This window comes from Pseudomonas sp. EpS/L25 (assembly GCF_001512295.1).
In the GTDB taxonomy this organism is placed as follows: domain Bacteria; phylum Pseudomonadota; class Gammaproteobacteria; order Pseudomonadales; family Pseudomonadaceae; genus Chryseomonas.
Map to the genome: position 1 here is coordinate 243916 of NZ_LNUP01000018.1, position 13441 is coordinate 257356.

The 13441-nt window shown below is 66.3% G+C and carries 13 protein-coding genes; 5 read left to right on the top strand and 8 right to left on the bottom strand.

The features are described from left to right. The first annotated feature begins 50 nt into the window (after positions 1-50). From AR540_RS23495 to AR540_RS23505, 3 genes are all read left to right on the top strand, one after another. Positions 51-1358 (top strand): MFS transporter, encoded by a 1308-nt coding sequence (locus AR540_RS23495; protein ID WP_059232376.1) that lies wholly within the window; start codon positions 51-53, stop codon positions 1356-1358. Then, positions 1355-2608 carry a metal-dependent hydrolase family protein gene (locus AR540_RS23500; protein ID WP_059232377.1) on the top strand — a complete coding sequence of 418 codons (1254 nt, stop codon included), beginning with the start codon at positions 1355-1357 and terminating at the stop codon, positions 2606-2608. Before AR540_RS23495 ends, AR540_RS23500 begins: the two co-directional genes overlap by 4 nt. 61 nt (positions 2609-2669) lie before the next feature. After that, complete coding sequence (locus AR540_RS23505; RefSeq protein ID WP_059232378.1) at positions 2670-3071, top strand: ester cyclase; 402 nt, start codon at positions 2670-2672, stop codon at positions 3069-3071. A gap of 121 nt (positions 3072-3192) precedes the next feature. Here AR540_RS23505 and lpdA read toward each other — a convergent pair whose 3' ends face one another. The 4 genes from lpdA to AR540_RS23525 are packed head-to-tail and all read right to left on the bottom strand — an operon-like array spanning position 3193 to position 8161. Continuing rightward, positions 3193-4575, bottom strand: a complete 1383-nt coding sequence (gene lpdA, locus AR540_RS23510) for a dihydrolipoyl dehydrogenase (RefSeq protein ID WP_059232379.1) — start codon at positions 4573-4575, stop codon at positions 3193-3195. Between the two features lie 2 nt (positions 4576-4577). Further along, a complete protein-coding gene (locus tag AR540_RS23515) occupies positions 4578-5864 on the bottom strand; it encodes a dihydrolipoamide acetyltransferase family protein (protein WP_059232380.1) in 1287 nt (428 codons plus the stop codon). A gap of 1 nt (position 5865) precedes the next feature. Then, entirely contained in the window at positions 5866-6924 is a 1059-nt protein-coding gene (locus AR540_RS23520) for an alpha-ketoacid dehydrogenase subunit beta (protein WP_059232381.1), read from the bottom strand. Between the two features lie 4 nt (positions 6925-6928). Then, positions 6929-8161 (bottom strand): thiamine pyrophosphate-dependent enzyme, encoded by a 1233-nt coding sequence (locus tag AR540_RS23525; protein ID WP_059232382.1) that lies wholly within the window; start codon positions 8159-8161, stop codon positions 6929-6931. A 223-nt stretch (positions 8162-8384) separates the two neighbouring features. On the opposite strand from AR540_RS23525, the gene AR540_RS23530 reads away from it, so the two are divergent. Beyond that, a complete protein-coding gene (locus tag AR540_RS23530; protein ID WP_027597697.1) occupies positions 8385-8846 on the top strand; it encodes an Lrp/AsnC family transcriptional regulator in 462 nt (153 codons plus the stop codon). A 7-nt stretch (positions 8847-8853) separates the two neighbouring features. Here the strand turns inward: AR540_RS23530 and AR540_RS23535 are convergent, their stop codons facing one another. Together AR540_RS23535 and AR540_RS23540 are read right to left on the bottom strand one after the other, a co-directional pair. Further along, positions 8854-9063 carry a hypothetical protein gene (locus AR540_RS23535; protein WP_059232383.1) on the bottom strand — a complete coding sequence of 70 codons (210 nt, stop codon included), beginning with the start codon at positions 9061-9063 and terminating at the stop codon, positions 8854-8856. 81 nt (positions 9064-9144) lie between these two features. Beyond that, positions 9145-9552, bottom strand: a complete 408-nt coding sequence (locus AR540_RS23540) for a response regulator (RefSeq protein WP_059232384.1) — start codon at positions 9550-9552, stop codon at positions 9145-9147. Between the two features lie 396 nt (positions 9553-9948). Between AR540_RS23540 and AR540_RS23545 the strand changes: the two genes are divergently transcribed. Beyond that, positions 9949-11706 carry a glycoside hydrolase family 5 protein gene (locus AR540_RS23545; protein ID WP_059232385.1) on the top strand — a complete coding sequence of 586 codons (1758 nt, stop codon included), beginning with the start codon at positions 9949-9951 and terminating at the stop codon, positions 11704-11706. Between the two features lie 59 nt (positions 11707-11765). Here AR540_RS23545 and AR540_RS23550 read toward each other — a convergent pair whose 3' ends face one another. Together AR540_RS23550 and AR540_RS23555 are read right to left on the bottom strand one after the other, a co-directional pair. After that, positions 11766-12317 (bottom strand): ATP-dependent Clp protease proteolytic subunit, encoded by a 552-nt coding sequence (locus tag AR540_RS23550; protein WP_059232386.1) that lies wholly within the window; start codon positions 12315-12317, stop codon positions 11766-11768. 133 nt (positions 12318-12450) lie between these two features. Continuing rightward, a complete protein-coding gene (locus tag AR540_RS23555; RefSeq protein ID WP_059232387.1) occupies positions 12451-13248 on the bottom strand; it encodes a universal stress protein in 798 nt (265 codons plus the stop codon). Positions 13249-13441: the final 193 nt, after the last annotated feature.

The following is a 13441-nucleotide window of genomic DNA, read 5'->3' on the forward strand; positions in this document are numbered from 1 at the left end:
GTGCAGGGACTCCCGAGTTTCCTGCGCGACTCGCATTCAGGGAGCCAACAATGCAGAGCGCTACGACTTTCCCGCAGCCGTCCGTCCTTCAGCGCCGCCAGGCCAACAAGGCGGTGATCGCCACCGTGATCGGCAACGGTCTGGAATGGTTCGACTTCACCGTCTACAGCTTCTTCTCCGTGATCATCGCCAAGGTGTTCTTTCCGAGCGCCAACGAGCTGACTTCCTATCTGCTGGCCCTCGCCACCTTCGGGGTCGGTTTCTTCATGCGGCCGGTCGGGGGCATCCTGCTCGGTATCTATTCCGATCGTCGCGGCCGCAAGGCGGCACTGTCGCTGACCATCCTGCTGATGGCCGCCGGAACCCTGATCATCGCCGTGACCCCGGGCTATGCCCTGCTCGGTCTGTTCGCGCCCGCGCTCATCGTCTTCGCCCGGCTGCTGCAGGGGTTTTCCGCCGGGGGCGAAATGGGCAGCGCTACCGCCTTTCTCACCGAGCACGCACCCGCTGGCCAGAAGGCCTATTACTCCAGCTGGATCCAGGCCAGCATCGGCGTGGCGGTGGCGCTGGGGGCGGGCTTCGGCGCCCTGCTGTCGGCACTGTTGACGCCGGAGCAACTGGAGAGCTGGGGCTGGCGGCTGCCGTTCCTGTTCGGCTCGCTGATCGGCCCCGTCGGGTTCTATATTCGCAGCCGCATCGACGAGACACCGGCCTATGCCACGGTCGAGCGGGCCCAGTCGCCCTTGCGCGAGGTCTTGCGCGTCTACCCGCGGCAGACGGCGACCAGCTTTTCCATGGTCGTGCTCTGGACGGTGTGCACCTATGCCGTGCTGTTCTACCTACCGTCCTATGCGACCCGGGTGCTGGGCCTGCCCAGTGGCCTGGGCTTCACCGCCGGCATGCTCGGTGGCCTGGTGCTGCTGGTGGCGACTCCGCTGGTAGGGCGTCTGGCGGATCGCCATGGCAAGCGACCCTGGCTGCTGGGGTCGGCCGTGGCCATCTTCTGCGCCGCCTGGCCGCTGTTCTGGATGCTCAATCGCTGGCCGGGCCTGGCTTCCCTGCTGGTGTTCCAGGCCGTGCTGGGGCTGCTGATCTCCGGTTATCTGGGCGGCCTGCTGGCGGCCTTCGGCGAATTGTTGCCGACCCGGGTGCTCTCCACCGGGCTGTCGGTGGCCTACAACTTCGCGGTGACCCTATTCGGCGGTTTCGCCACCTTTACCGTGACCTGGCTGATCGCCGCCACCGGCAGCCCGTTGGCGCCGGCTTTCTACATCATGTTCGCCGCGGCCATCAGTGCCGGGGGCGCCGCGCTGTTTCGCGACGCCGCCAGCGGCCAATCATCGGGAGAATCCGCATGACTCAAAGCACCCCCCTGCTGCTGCGCAACGGCAAGCTGCTGGATCTGGCGAGCGGTACCCTGATCACCGGCAAGGAAGTCCTGGTGACAGGTGAACGCATCGCCGCGGTCCGCGACCAGACCGCCACGCCTCCTGCCGCTACCACGGTCATCGACCTTGCCGGGCGCACCCTGATGCCGGGTCTCATCGATTGCCATGTGCATGTGCTGGCGTCCAGTGCCAACCTGGGTTTCAACGCCCTGCAACCCAACGCCATCATCATGTATCGCGCCTTGCCCATCCTGGGCGCGATGCTCGACCGCGGCTTCACCACCGTCCGCGATGCCGGCGGCGCGGACTGGGCGCTGGCTCGCTCCATCGCGCTGGGGTTGGTGCCGGGCCCGCGGATCTTCGCCTCCGGCAAGGCGCTGTCGCAGACCGGCGGCCATGGGGACATGCGGGCGCGTGGGGAGCTCTTGCTGAACGAGCCGTGCAGCTGCTGCTTCCGCGCCGGCGCCATTGCCCGGGTGGTTGATGGGGTGGACAACGTGCGCAAGGCAGTGCGCGAAGAACTACAGCAGGGCGCCAGCCAGATCAAGATCATGGCCTCCGGCGGTGTTTCCTCGCCCACCGATCCCATCGCCAACACTCAGTACAGCGAAGCCGAGATTCGCGCCATCGTCGAGGAAGCCGAGGCGGCCAATACCTATGTGATGGCCCACGCCTATACCGCCCGCGCCATTCGCCGCGCCGTGGCGTGCGGGGTGCGCACCATCGAACATGGCAATCTGGTCGACCGGGAGACGGCGCGGTTGATGCGCGAGCGGGGCGCCTTCGCCGTGCCCACCCAGGTGACCTACGAGATGCTCGCCGAGCACGGCGCCCGCTATGGTCTGCCGGCGGATTCCGTGGCCAAGATCGAAGACGTCCGTCTGGCGGGCCGTCGGGCCCTGGCATTCTTCGCCGAGGCGGGCGTACCCATGGGCTACGGCTCCGACCTGCTGGGCGAGATGCACGAATACCAGACCCAGGAACTGCGCATCCGCGCCGAGGTGCTGGGCAATCTGGAAGCCTTGCGCAGCGCCACCAGTGTCGCGGCACGCATCCTCGAGCGCGAGGGCGAGCTGGGTTGCATCGCGACCGGAGCCCTGGCGGATCTGCTGGTCGTGGATGGCGATCCGCTGACTGATATCTCCTGCCTCGTGGGGCAAGGCGAAAGACTCGACGTCATCCTGCAAGGTGGCCGCCTGGTGAAGAATCGCCTCGGGTGAAGGGAGTCTTGCCGGCCTGGCGCGGTCCCCTGTAGCAGTCAACGCCCATGGAGAACTCGCGATGCCCCTCGCCGCAACCGAACTCGGCAGCCACTATCAGGCCTATCTCGACTGCCTCAACCGCCAGGCCTGGGTGGAGCTTGGCCGCTATGTCGACCAGGCCGTCGAGCATAACGGCCGCCCGCTGGGTTTGACCGGCTACCAGGCCATGCTCGAAGGCGATCATGCCGCCATTCCCGATCTGCGCTTCGCCGCACGCCTCCTGGTAGTCGAGGCGCCCTGGCTGGCCGCGCAGCTTGACTTCGACTGCACGCCGCGTGGCGAGCTATTCGGGCTGGCGGTGAACGGACGACGGGTTCAATTCAGCGAGCATGTCTTCTATCGTTTCGAGAACGATCGAATCCGCGAGGTGCGTTCGCTGATCGACGTGGCAGCGATCAGGGCGCAATTGGAGACGGATTGACGCCTGGCCAGCCTTCCGGTGGTGGTTGGGCCTCTGTGCAAGGCTGAAGGCCTGCCGATGGGCGTTGACTGAGCGACCGAGGGAAACCACCCCACACGGCGTGCCGTGCGGGGTGGCGTCGTCACAGGTGCAAGGCCCGACCCAGCGCCTTCAGCGCCGCTTCCTGAACCGCTTCGCCTAGGGTGGGATGCGGATGCAAGGTAGCGGCGACGTCTTCCAGCTGCATGCCCATTTCCAGACTGTGGGAAAAGGCCGTGGCCAGTTCCGCCACCTGCTGCCCGGTGGCCTGCCAGCCGAGGATGCGATGGTCGTCCGCGCGGGCCACCACCCGCACGAAGCCTTCCGGCGCCTCCAGGGTCAGGGCGCGGCCATTGGCGGCGAAGGGAAAGCTGGCGACCAGTGTCTCCAATCCCTGGGTCTTGGCCTGCTCCGGCGTGAGACCGACCACCACGATTTCCGGATCTGTGTAGCAAACCGCCGGAATGGCCACCGGCGCGAAGCGCCGACGCTTGCCGGCGATCAGCTCGGCTACCACTTCGCCCTGGGCCATGGCGCGATGGGCCAGCAGCGGTTCGCCGGTGAGATCACCGATGGCCCAGACGTCGGTCATGCTGGTGCGGCAGCCGTCGTCGACGCGGATGTAGCGACCGTCGAAATCCAGGGGCAGGCGCTCCAGGCCTTCGGTGCGGGGGCGGCGGCCGGCGGCGACCAGGATGCGCTGGGCTGGCAGGGTACGTTCCTGGCCTGCGGAATTGGTCATCCGCAGACCGGCGCCGTCTTCAGCCAGGCCGGCAACCCGGCAATTCAGATGCAGCTCGATGCCCAGCCGTTCCAGCCGCTGGCGCAGCGGCGTCGTCAGCTCGGTGTCATAGCCGGGTAGCAGCCGCGACTGGGCTTCCACCACCGCGACCCGGGCGCCCAGCTTGCGATAGGCGATGCCTAGCTCCAGGCCGATATAGCCGGCGCCCACCACCACAAGATGCTCGGGAATCTCCGTGGGTGACAGCGCCTCGGTGGCCGAGATCACCGGGCCGCCGAAGGGCAGGTTGGGCAACTCCACCGAGGCGGAGCCCATGGCCAGTACCAGGTGTTCGGTGCGGATGCGTAGTCGCTCACCGCCGGCACGCTGCACCTCGACGGTCTTGCCGTCGAGGATTTCGGCCCAGCCCTCGATCACCGTCACGCCCTGCTTCTTGAGCAGCGCGGCGACGCCGGTGGTGAGGCGGTCGACGATGCCGTTCTTCCAGGCCACGGCCTGGCCGAGGTCCAGTTCCGGACGCCCGTGGCGAATGCCCAGGCTGCCCTGTTCCGCACGATTGCAAGCCCGATGGTATTCCTCGGCCACGTGGATCATGGCTTTTGAAGGGATGCAGCCGACGTTGAGGCAGGTCCCGCCGAGAGCGGCGCCTTCCACCAGGGTGGTGGCGATGCCCAGTTGGGCGGCGCGCAGGGCGGCGACATAACCGCCGGGGCCGCCGCCGATGATGAGGAGTCGGGTGTCCATGGCTACTCCAGGAAAAGGGTGGCGGGTTGTTCGAGTAGCTGGCGCACGGCCTGGATGAAGCTGGCGGCGTCCTGGCCATCGATCAGCCGGTGGTCGAAGGAGGCGGAGAGATTCATCAGCTTGCGCGGTACCACCAGCCCATGGCGGAAGGCCGGGCGCTCGACGATGCGATTGACGCCGATGATGGCCACCTCGGGATGATTGATGATGGGTGTGGAGGCGATGCCCCCCAGGGGACCGAGGCTGCTGATGGTCAGGGTCGAGCCGGACATTTCGTCGCGACCGGCCTTGCCGCCGCGCACCGCGGTCGCCAGCCGGGCTACCTCCTGGGCACAGCCCCAGAGATCCAGGGTCTCGGCGTGGCGCACCACCGGTACTGCGAGACCCTGTTCGCCCTGGGTGGCGATGCCCAGGTGCACCGCGCCGTAGCGGGTCACGGTGCTGCTCTCCTCATCGAAGCGCGCATTCATCTGCGGAAAGTCCCGCACCGCCACTACCAGAGCGCGAGTCAGGAAGGGCAGCAGGGTGAGATGGGCACGACGACCCTGCCAGCGCTGGTTGAGGGTGGCGCGCAAGGCTTCCAGCTCGGTGACATCCACCTCTTCCACATAGGTGAAGTGGGGGATATGCCGCTTGGCGGCCTGCATCTTCTCGGCGATCTTGCGTCTCAGGCCGATCAGCGGGATGCGCTCCTCGCCACTGCGTTTCGCCAGCCCTCCGCCGCCGGTGGCGGGCGGCAACCCGGCGTCGCGTTGCTGCACATAGACATCGAGATCGCCATGCAGGATACGGCCACCCTGACCGGTACCGCTGACGAAGCGGAGCTCGATGCCCAGGTCCCAGGCGTGCTGGCGCACAGCCGGCGAAGCCAGCGGCGGGCTGCCGGGGGCCGGACGGGAAGCCGGTCGGTCGTCGTCGTGAGGGACCTCCAGTTCCGGACGTCGCGGGGCAGGTGCCGCCTCGGGCCTGGACGCTTCCGACCTGGGTGCCGGTGCGGGGGCTGGCTCCGCTGCCGCCGGTCGATTGGCTTCGCGTTGATTGCCGTCGCCGGCCACCTCCAGGCGGATCAGCTCGGCGCCCACGGCCAGGACCTGGCCGGGCGCGCCGCCCAGGGCGACCACCCGACCCACCACCGGGGAGGGGATCTCCACCATGGCCTTGTCGGTCATGACGTCGGCCAGGGTCTGGTCCTCGCCGACTTCATCCCCTACCGCCACGTACCACTTGACCAGTTCCACCTCGGCGATGCCTTCGCCGATGTCGGGCATCTTGATGACATGGGTACCCATCTCAGACCTCCATCACGCGCTTGAGCGCGGCGCCGACCCGGGACGGACCCGGGAAGTAGTCCCATTCCTGGGCGTGCGGATAGGGGGTGTCCCAGCCGGTCACGCGCTCGATGGGCGCCTCCAGGCGATGGAAGCAGTGCTCCTGCATGAGGGACACCAGCTCGGCGCCATAGCCGCAGGTACGGGTGGCTTCGTGGACCACCACGCAGCGGCCGGTCTTGTTCACCGAATCGGTGAGGGTCTGCAGATCCAGCGGCCAGAGGCTGCGGATGTCGATCACCTCGGCGTCGATGCCGGTCTCGGCAGCGGCCGCCAGGGCGACCCAGACGGTGGTGCCATAGGTCAGCACCGTGACCTGCCTGCCGGGACGGACCACGGCGGCCCGTTCCAGCTCGACCCGGTAGTAGCCATCCGGCACGGCACTGGCCGGATGGCCCGACCAGGGCGTCACCGGGCGGTCGTGGTGGCCGTCGAAAGGGCCGTTGTAGAGGCGCTTGGGTTCGAGAAAGATCACCGGGTCGTCGCTTTCGATGGAGGCGATCAGCAGGCCCTTGGCGTCGTAGGGGTTGGAGGGCATCACCGTGCGCAGGCCGCAGACCTGGGTGAACATGGCCTCCGGGCTCTGGCTGTGGGTCTGGCCACCATAGATGCCGCCACCACAGGGCATGCGGAACACCAGCGGCGAGGTGAACTGGCCCACCGAGCGATAGCGCAGCCGCGCCGCCTCGGAGACGATCTGGTCGATGGCCGGGTAGACGTAGTCGGCGAACTGGATCTCCGCCACCGGCCGCAGGCCATAGGCGCCCATGCCCACGGCGGCGCCGGCGATGCCGTTCTCCGAGATGGGCGCATCGAACACCCGCGAGGCGCCGTACTTGGCCTGCAGGCCCTCGGTACAGCGAAAGACGCCACCGAAGTAGCCCACGTCCTCGCCAAACACCACGACGTTGCTGTCGCGTTCGAGCATCACGTCCAGCCCCGAGCGGATGGCCTGGATCATGGTCAGGGTGCTGCGGCTGCCGGCCTGGGTCGGCAGGTCGGTTTCCTGTTGTACGGTCATGGCGTCACTTCCCGAGCTGTTGGCGTTGGCGGCGCAGGTGCGGCGGCAGGTCTTGGTAGACCTCCTCGAACATGTCGGCGGCGCTGGGGGCGAGATCGCTGGCAAAGGTGCCGTGGACTTCGGCGGCCTTCTGCGCGGCGGCCACCTCGGCTTCCAGCTCGGCGGTCAGCGCCTGGTGCTGCGCGTCCGACCAGAGGCCACGACCGATCAGGTGCGCCTTGAGCCGGTCGATGGGATCGCCCAGGGGGAACTGCGTCCAGTCATCGGCGGGACGGTACTTGGACGGATCGTCCGAGGTGGAGTGGGGACCGGCGCGGTAGGTCACCCATTCGATCAGGGTCGGCCCCAGGTTGCGGCGGGCGCGTTCGGCGGCCCAGCGCGAGGCGGCCAGCACGGCGAGGAAGTCGTTGCCATCCACCCGCAGGGCGGCGATGCCATAGCCGAGGCCACGGGTGGCCAGGGTGATGCCCTCGCCGCCGGCGATGGCCTGGAAGGTGGAGATGGCCCACTGGTTGTTGACGATGTTGAGGATCACCGGCGCCCGGTAGACATGGGCGAAGGTGAGGGCGGCATGGAAGTCGCCTTCGGCGGTGGCACCGTCGCCGATCCAGCCAGCGGCGATGCGGGTATCACCCTTGATCGCCGAGGCCATGGCCCAGCCCACCGCCTGGATGTACTGGGTGCCCAGGTTGCCGGAGATGGAGAAGAAACCGAGGTCGCGGTAGGAGTACATCACCGGCAGCTGGCGACCCTTGAGCGGATCCCGGGCATTGGACAGCAGCTGGCAGATCATCTCGTCCAGCGGCGCCTCGCGGGCGATGAGGATGCCCTGCTGGCGATAGGTGGGGAAATGCATGTCGTCCGGGCGCAGTGCCAGGGTCTGGCCGACGGCGATGGCTTCCTCCCCCAGGCACTGCATATAGAAGGAGAGCTTCTTCTGCCGCTGGGCCTTGAGCATCCGCGCATCGAACAGCCGCGTCTTGAGCATGGCCCTCAGGCCCTGCAGCAGCAGTTCGGGCGCTTCTTCGCTGGCCCAGGGGCCGACGGCGCGACCGTCTTCGTCGAGGATGCGGATCAGCTGGGTGGCCAATTCACGGGTATCCACCGGCGCCACGTCCACTGGCGGTCTTTCCGCACGGCCAGCGGGGCAGAGTTGCAGGTAGCTGAAATCGGTGGGGCGTCCCGGCCGGCCGCTGGGCTCGGGGACGTGCAGGCGCAGGGGTGGGTAGTCGCTCATGACCGCCCCTCCGGCTGGATGAGGGGGCGGGCGGGTCGCAGAACGGGTTGACCGTCCGGATGCGCTGCAGGGTGCCACATGGTGGAGGCCTCGGCATTCTTGTTATTGGTCACCTGAGTATAGGCCGGCATTGCTAGCCGTTTTGCCGCAATTTCGGGGTGGGCAGCCTGACCTTTTGGTGTTATTGAACTCCCTACAAGAACAACAGTGGAGGTTTTGCACCATGGCTGGTCTGGACCGTATCGACCTGCGCATCCTCAATGCCCTGTCCGCCGACGGGCGCCTGAGCTGGCGCGATCTGGCGCAGAAGATCGGGTTGTCGCTGACCCCTACCTTGCGGCGGGTCAAGCGGCTGGAAGAGGAGCGCTACATCCAGGGCTATCATGCCCAGCTCGACGAAACCCGGCTGGCCGGTAGCGTCAGCGTCTTCGTCTCGGTACGGTTGGAAAAGCAATCCACCGACTACCTGCGCGCCTTCGAGCGGGAGATCGTCAAGGCGCCCCAGGTGATGAGCTGTTTCCAGATGACGGGGGATGCCGACTACGTGCTGCGGGTGGTGGTGCAGGATTTGGCGGCCTACCAGCATTTTCTGGCAGAAACCCTGACCTGCATCCCCGGGGTGGCCAGCGTAACCTCGGCCTTTTCGCTCAAGGCCGTGCTGCTGCGACCGGCACCGCCGCTCTGATGGCGACTCAGACGGCCAGCGAGCTACGAGCCTGCTGCGCCTGCTGCTCGCAATAGCGAGCGTCCTGCAATCGGGCGATATCGAGTATGAGCGTGACATGGCGCCGACCGTCCTTGTCGCTAAGCCGTACGGGCAGGGCACCGTCGGGCGCGAGGGGACCAAACAGGCAATCGATATTCTTGAGGCAGGAGACGAAGTGCTGGGTCAGGACGTACATGGCGGGCAGAACTGATCGTGAGGTGGCGATGTGACACTATTCACACCGCCATGGTTCCTCAAGCGGCCTGCGACCGAAGGGTCAAACGCTGGGCGTGACGGAGTAGGCGACCCCGTTGACGGTATCGATCAACTGACCGATGGACCAAGGCTTGGGCAGGAAGCGCACCTTGCACTTGATGCTCGCCGTCGACGGCGTCTCGTAGCCAGACATGACGATTATGGGCATGTCAGGCCACCTTTGGCACACCAGATTCGCCAGTTGTGCGCCGTCCATGGAGCCGGGCATGCGGATGTCCGTCAGCAGGATGTCGATGTTGGCCTCTTCTGTTTCCAGAATCGGCAGAGCGGCATCGGCGGAGTCAGCGGCGATGATGTTGAAGCCTTCAGGTTCGAGGATCTCACGGACGAAGTCCGCTACCAGAGGCTCGTCGTCCACCACCAGGAGAGTGGGTCGGAAGACAGGGGTTCCCGGCTGTTCTGCGCGCATGACTGGACCTTATATACAAGACGTTGCTGAGCCTTGGAAAGCGATGGCGGAAGAAAATTCCCCGCGTGGGTCAAGGCCGATCATGGGCGTCAGATTTCTGTCTGGCGGCATTAAGTCTCTCGTCAATCGCCGCTTTTCGGCAGTGCGACCCTAAGTCGCGCACATTTGGTTACGTTTTACCAAGCGCCTCTAGACTGGGGCTTTGGGCGTTGTCCGTGGTGGAAGACCAAAGAATTAAACCTGCGTCAGAAAATAGCTGGCATATGACTTGTATTAGTCATACCAACTGCAGGACGCAGAGATTCTTCGTCACGTCCCAGTGGCCCTACCTTGAACCCAGGCTTCGCTCGTAAAAAAAGGACATCGACGCCACGCCTCCCAAAGCAGTACCTGTCCATGACTCCTATCCGCCCCTTCGTCACCGCCCTCCGTCGCCCGCTTGCTGCGGTCGCTACCGTCATCGCCCTGTCCGCCGCGGTCGCCCAGGCGGAACCCGTCAGCCTGGTCGGGTTGAACCTGTCCGGCGCCGGCTTCGCACCCCAGGTGCTGCCTGGCATCAATGGCACCAACTACATCTTCCCGGTGGAAGCCTACTTCCAGCAGTGGAGTGCCCGGGGCGTCAAGCTGATCCGCTTCCCCATCATCTGGGAGCGTCTGCAGCCGAAGTTGGGCGGACCGCTGGACAGTGCCTACGTGGCTTTGGTGAACCAGACCTTCGGCTACGCGCAGAAGCATGGCATCAAGATCATCCTCGACCTGCACAACTACGCCCGCTATCGCGGTCAGGTGATAGGGACCAGCGGCGTGCCCTATGCGCGCTATCAGGAGATCATGACCCACATCGCGCGGCAGTGGAGCGGCCAGTCGTCGCTGTACGCCTACGACATCATGAACGAGCCTCACGATGCCATGGCCTACTGGCCCACCGCGGCCCAGTACGGCATCAACGGCGTGCGCGCGGTGGACAGTACCCGTCCGGTCATCGTCGAAGGCAACGGCTGGTCCAGCGCTACCCGCTGGGCAGAGTTCAACGACGCGCTGCTGGGCCTCAAGGACCCCGCCAACAACATCATCTTCTCGGCGCATTCCTACTTCGACGAGAACGCCGGTGGCAGCTACGACAAGACCGACGTCAACAAGCTCGATGCCAACTATGGCGTCACCCGCGTCAAGCCCTTCGTCGACTGGCTGAAGAAGAACGGCAAGCGCGGCTACATCGGTGAATTCGGTGTGCCGGACAACAATCCGCGCTGGAACCTGCTGATGGACAACATGCTGGCCTATCTCAAGCAGAACTGCATCCCGGCGTCCTATTGGGCAGCGGGTCCGGGCTGGGGCAGCTACTTCATGTCGGTGGAGCCCATCAACGGCCAGGAGCGCCCGCAGTGGCCGACCCTGCGCAAGTACCTGGACGACAGCAGTTGCACGACCATAGGTCCGGTAGCCAGCGGCGGTACCGCACCGGCCACCGGTAGCGCCGGCAATAGCGGCTCGACGGGTGGCAGCACCGGCAACGTCGGCAACAGCGGCGGTAGCAGCGGCAATACCGATAACGCGGGCAGCAACGCCGGTGTCCAGGTCCCGCCTGCCAGCGGCGGCGCGACCGCCGGCACCGTGACCTCGGTGCTCAATGACTTCACCAATCCGGACTGGCTCAACGGCGTGTTCCGTAGCAAGGCCGCTGTCTCGGTACCCGGTACCGCGGTGAATCGCGCCGCCTTCAAGGCCGGTGCCTACCTGACCACCGCGGACGGCCAGGTGCGGCGGATCTCCTCGGTGCAGGCCGGCAGCAGCCTGGGCGTCTTCACCGAGGGCGCGCCCTTCAACGGCAACGCCGTGGGCTATCCGAAGACGGTGACGGTCTCGCCCACCGGGGTAAGCAGTGCCGCCAGTGTCAGCGCCGCCATCAACGACTTCACCAACGCCGACTGGAATCGCGGCATCTACCGCCGCGCCGCCGCCGTCTCGATCCCGGCCACCGCGGAAAATCGCTCGACCTTCAAGGTGGGCGGCTCGGTACGGCTGAACAATGGCCAGGTGGTCAAGATCAGCTACGTGCAGAACGGCGCCAGCAACCTCGGGGTCTTCCTCGACGCGAGCCGCCTGGATGCCAGCGTCGGCTATCCCAACAAGCTGGTGTCCTTCAGCCGCTGATCGGCCGAGACCCACTGACCGACCCGAGGGCTTAGCGCCCTCGGGTCTTTTTTTGCCTGTCAGAGATGGATGAAGCTGGTGACTTCGCCGGGTTGCAGCGGACACTCGTCCACCGCGTGGATGACCCCGGTCGTCAGGGCCGCTTCCGGGCTGAGCAGCCGGGCGTTGGCCTTGAGGCAGCTATGGATGTCCAGGGCTTCCGCGGCGCCGGCAGTGCGCTCGGCGACGATGCGGGCGTACAGGTCTAGATCGTAATCCAGGCACATGGCGTACTCGGCCATGCGCGCATGATCGACCGAGTTGTTCAGGTTCCAATAGAAGGAGTGGTAGAGGAACTTGCTGTGCCGGCTGGCGGTGCGGTGCTGACCGGCCAGGAACAGGATGTTGCCCATGGATTCCACGGTGCCCAGGTTGTGGGTGTGCACCGGCACGGGCAGGGACAGCAGGAAGTTGTACATCGTGAAGCCGTAGCTGCAGTCGCCGCCCATGGTGGCGATCTTCAGCAGGATGCGCGAGGCGTCCTGCTGGACCGCCTGGGAGCAGTGGGCGATCAGCTGGCCACAGCTGGTGGAATTGATGGGACCGGTGAAATGGATGACATGGGTGCTCATGGGGGCCTACCGACGCGCCAGGGGTCCGGCGGAGGGCCGGACACTACCTAGGCTGCTTCGGCGCCGCGCGCAAAGGCTTGAGCCTGGCCATCGGCTTGCCGACGAAGCGCGTGCCAGACGGATGGGCTGCCGCTCAGCGCAACAACAGCAGCGGCACCTCGGTCTTGTGCAGCAACTGGGTGGTGCGACTGCCGCGCAGGAAGCGCCAGACCGAAGAATGACTGTAGGCGCCCATGATCAACAGATCGGCGCGGCGTTCGTCCAGGTGACGCGGTACGATGCGCTCCACGTCGCCCCGGGCCACCGTGGTGTCGATGCGGCAGCCCGCGCTACGTAGCAGCAGCGCCAGGTCTTCCAGGCGTTTGCGCAGGGTGGGATCGTCTTCGCCGACGCGCAGCAGGGTACCGCTCATGCCGGCCAGCAGGGGGCTGCGGGCGAGGGCCAGCACGCCCTGGTGGGTGGCTTCCCGGCCGTCGTAGGCGATGGTGAACTGGCGGGGTGTCTTGAATGGGCCGGAACACACCAGGATCGGCCGGTGTACGGCGCGCACCACGGCTTCCAGCTGGCTGCCGATGCCGTTGGCGCCGGAGCGCTCGCCGCGCTTGCCGATCACCAGCAGGCGGGTATCGGCTTCCAGGGTCTTCAGGGTGTCGATCAGGCCGTCGGGGCGCTGCAGGATCTGGGCGGGGAGCGTCAGTCCCTGTTGCAGCAGGCGCTGGCGGGCGTTGAGCAGCAGGGCCTTGGCCGCTCCGCTGCCTTCGTCGTCGAGAAACACCGGGGCGCCGTTGGCGACCTTCTGCCCGCTGGCGGCGGCTTCCTGCACATGCAGCAGGGTGACCGGCGCATCCAGCCGCCGCGACAGCCAGGCGGAGTGATCACAGACGCTCTCGGCGTGGGGGGAACCATCGATGCAGGCGAGAAGGGAGGCCATAGCGTTGATCCTTGGCGAAAGCGGGGTACCAGCGCGACCCCAGCCCTGAGCGTAGCACCCGTCGCCGGCCGTCCAGATGACCTGGAGATGTCAGCTTCGGCTTTTGCTGGACAGGTCACGGCCAGCATCCCGGACGCCCTCACATTTCGTAGCGATCGAGTTCGCGGGTGATCGGCAGGCGTTGGATTTCGCT

What these genes read in the sequence shown, in the direction of transcription:
- AR540_RS23515 (WP_059232380.1), bottom strand. Translation starts at nt 5,864, where the DNA reads ATGGGTACCCATGTCATCAAGATGCCCGACATCGGCGAAGGCATCGCC.
- AR540_RS23555 (WP_059232387.1), bottom strand. Translation starts at nt 13,248, where the DNA reads ATGGCCTCCCTTCTCGCCTGCATCGATGGTTCCCCCCACGCCGAGAGC.
- AR540_RS23525 (WP_059232382.1), bottom strand. Translation starts at nt 8,161, where the DNA reads ATGAGCGACTACCCACCCCTGCGCCTGCACGTCCCCGAGCCCAGCGGC.
- AR540_RS23545 (WP_059232385.1), top strand. Translation starts at nt 9,949, where the DNA reads ATGACTCCTATCCGCCCCTTCGTCACCGCCCTCCGTCGCCCGCTTGCT.
- AR540_RS23540 (WP_059232384.1), bottom strand. Translation starts at nt 9,552, where the DNA reads ATGCGCGCAGAACAGCCGGGAACCCCTGTCTTCCGACCCACTCTCCTG.
- AR540_RS23520 (WP_059232381.1), bottom strand. Translation starts at nt 6,924, where the DNA reads ATGACCGTACAACAGGAAACCGACCTGCCGACCCAGGCCGGCAGCCGC.
- AR540_RS23530 (WP_027597697.1), top strand. Translation starts at nt 8,385, where the DNA reads ATGGCTGGTCTGGACCGTATCGACCTGCGCATCCTCAATGCCCTGTCC.
- AR540_RS23505 (WP_059232378.1), top strand. Translation starts at nt 2,670, where the DNA reads ATGCCCCTCGCCGCAACCGAACTCGGCAGCCACTATCAGGCCTATCTC.
- AR540_RS23500 (WP_059232377.1), top strand. Translation starts at nt 1,355, where the DNA reads ATGACTCAAAGCACCCCCCTGCTGCTGCGCAACGGCAAGCTGCTGGAT.
- lpdA (WP_059232379.1), bottom strand. Translation starts at nt 4,575, where the DNA reads ATGGACACCCGACTCCTCATCATCGGCGGCGGCCCCGGCGGTTATGTC.
- AR540_RS23550 (WP_059232386.1), bottom strand. Translation starts at nt 12,317, where the DNA reads ATGAGCACCCATGTCATCCATTTCACCGGTCCCATCAATTCCACCAGC.
- AR540_RS23495 (WP_059232376.1), top strand. Translation starts at nt 51, where the DNA reads ATGCAGAGCGCTACGACTTTCCCGCAGCCGTCCGTCCTTCAGCGCCGC.
- AR540_RS23535 (WP_059232383.1), bottom strand. Translation starts at nt 9,063, where the DNA reads ATGTACGTCCTGACCCAGCACTTCGTCTCCTGCCTCAAGAATATCGAT.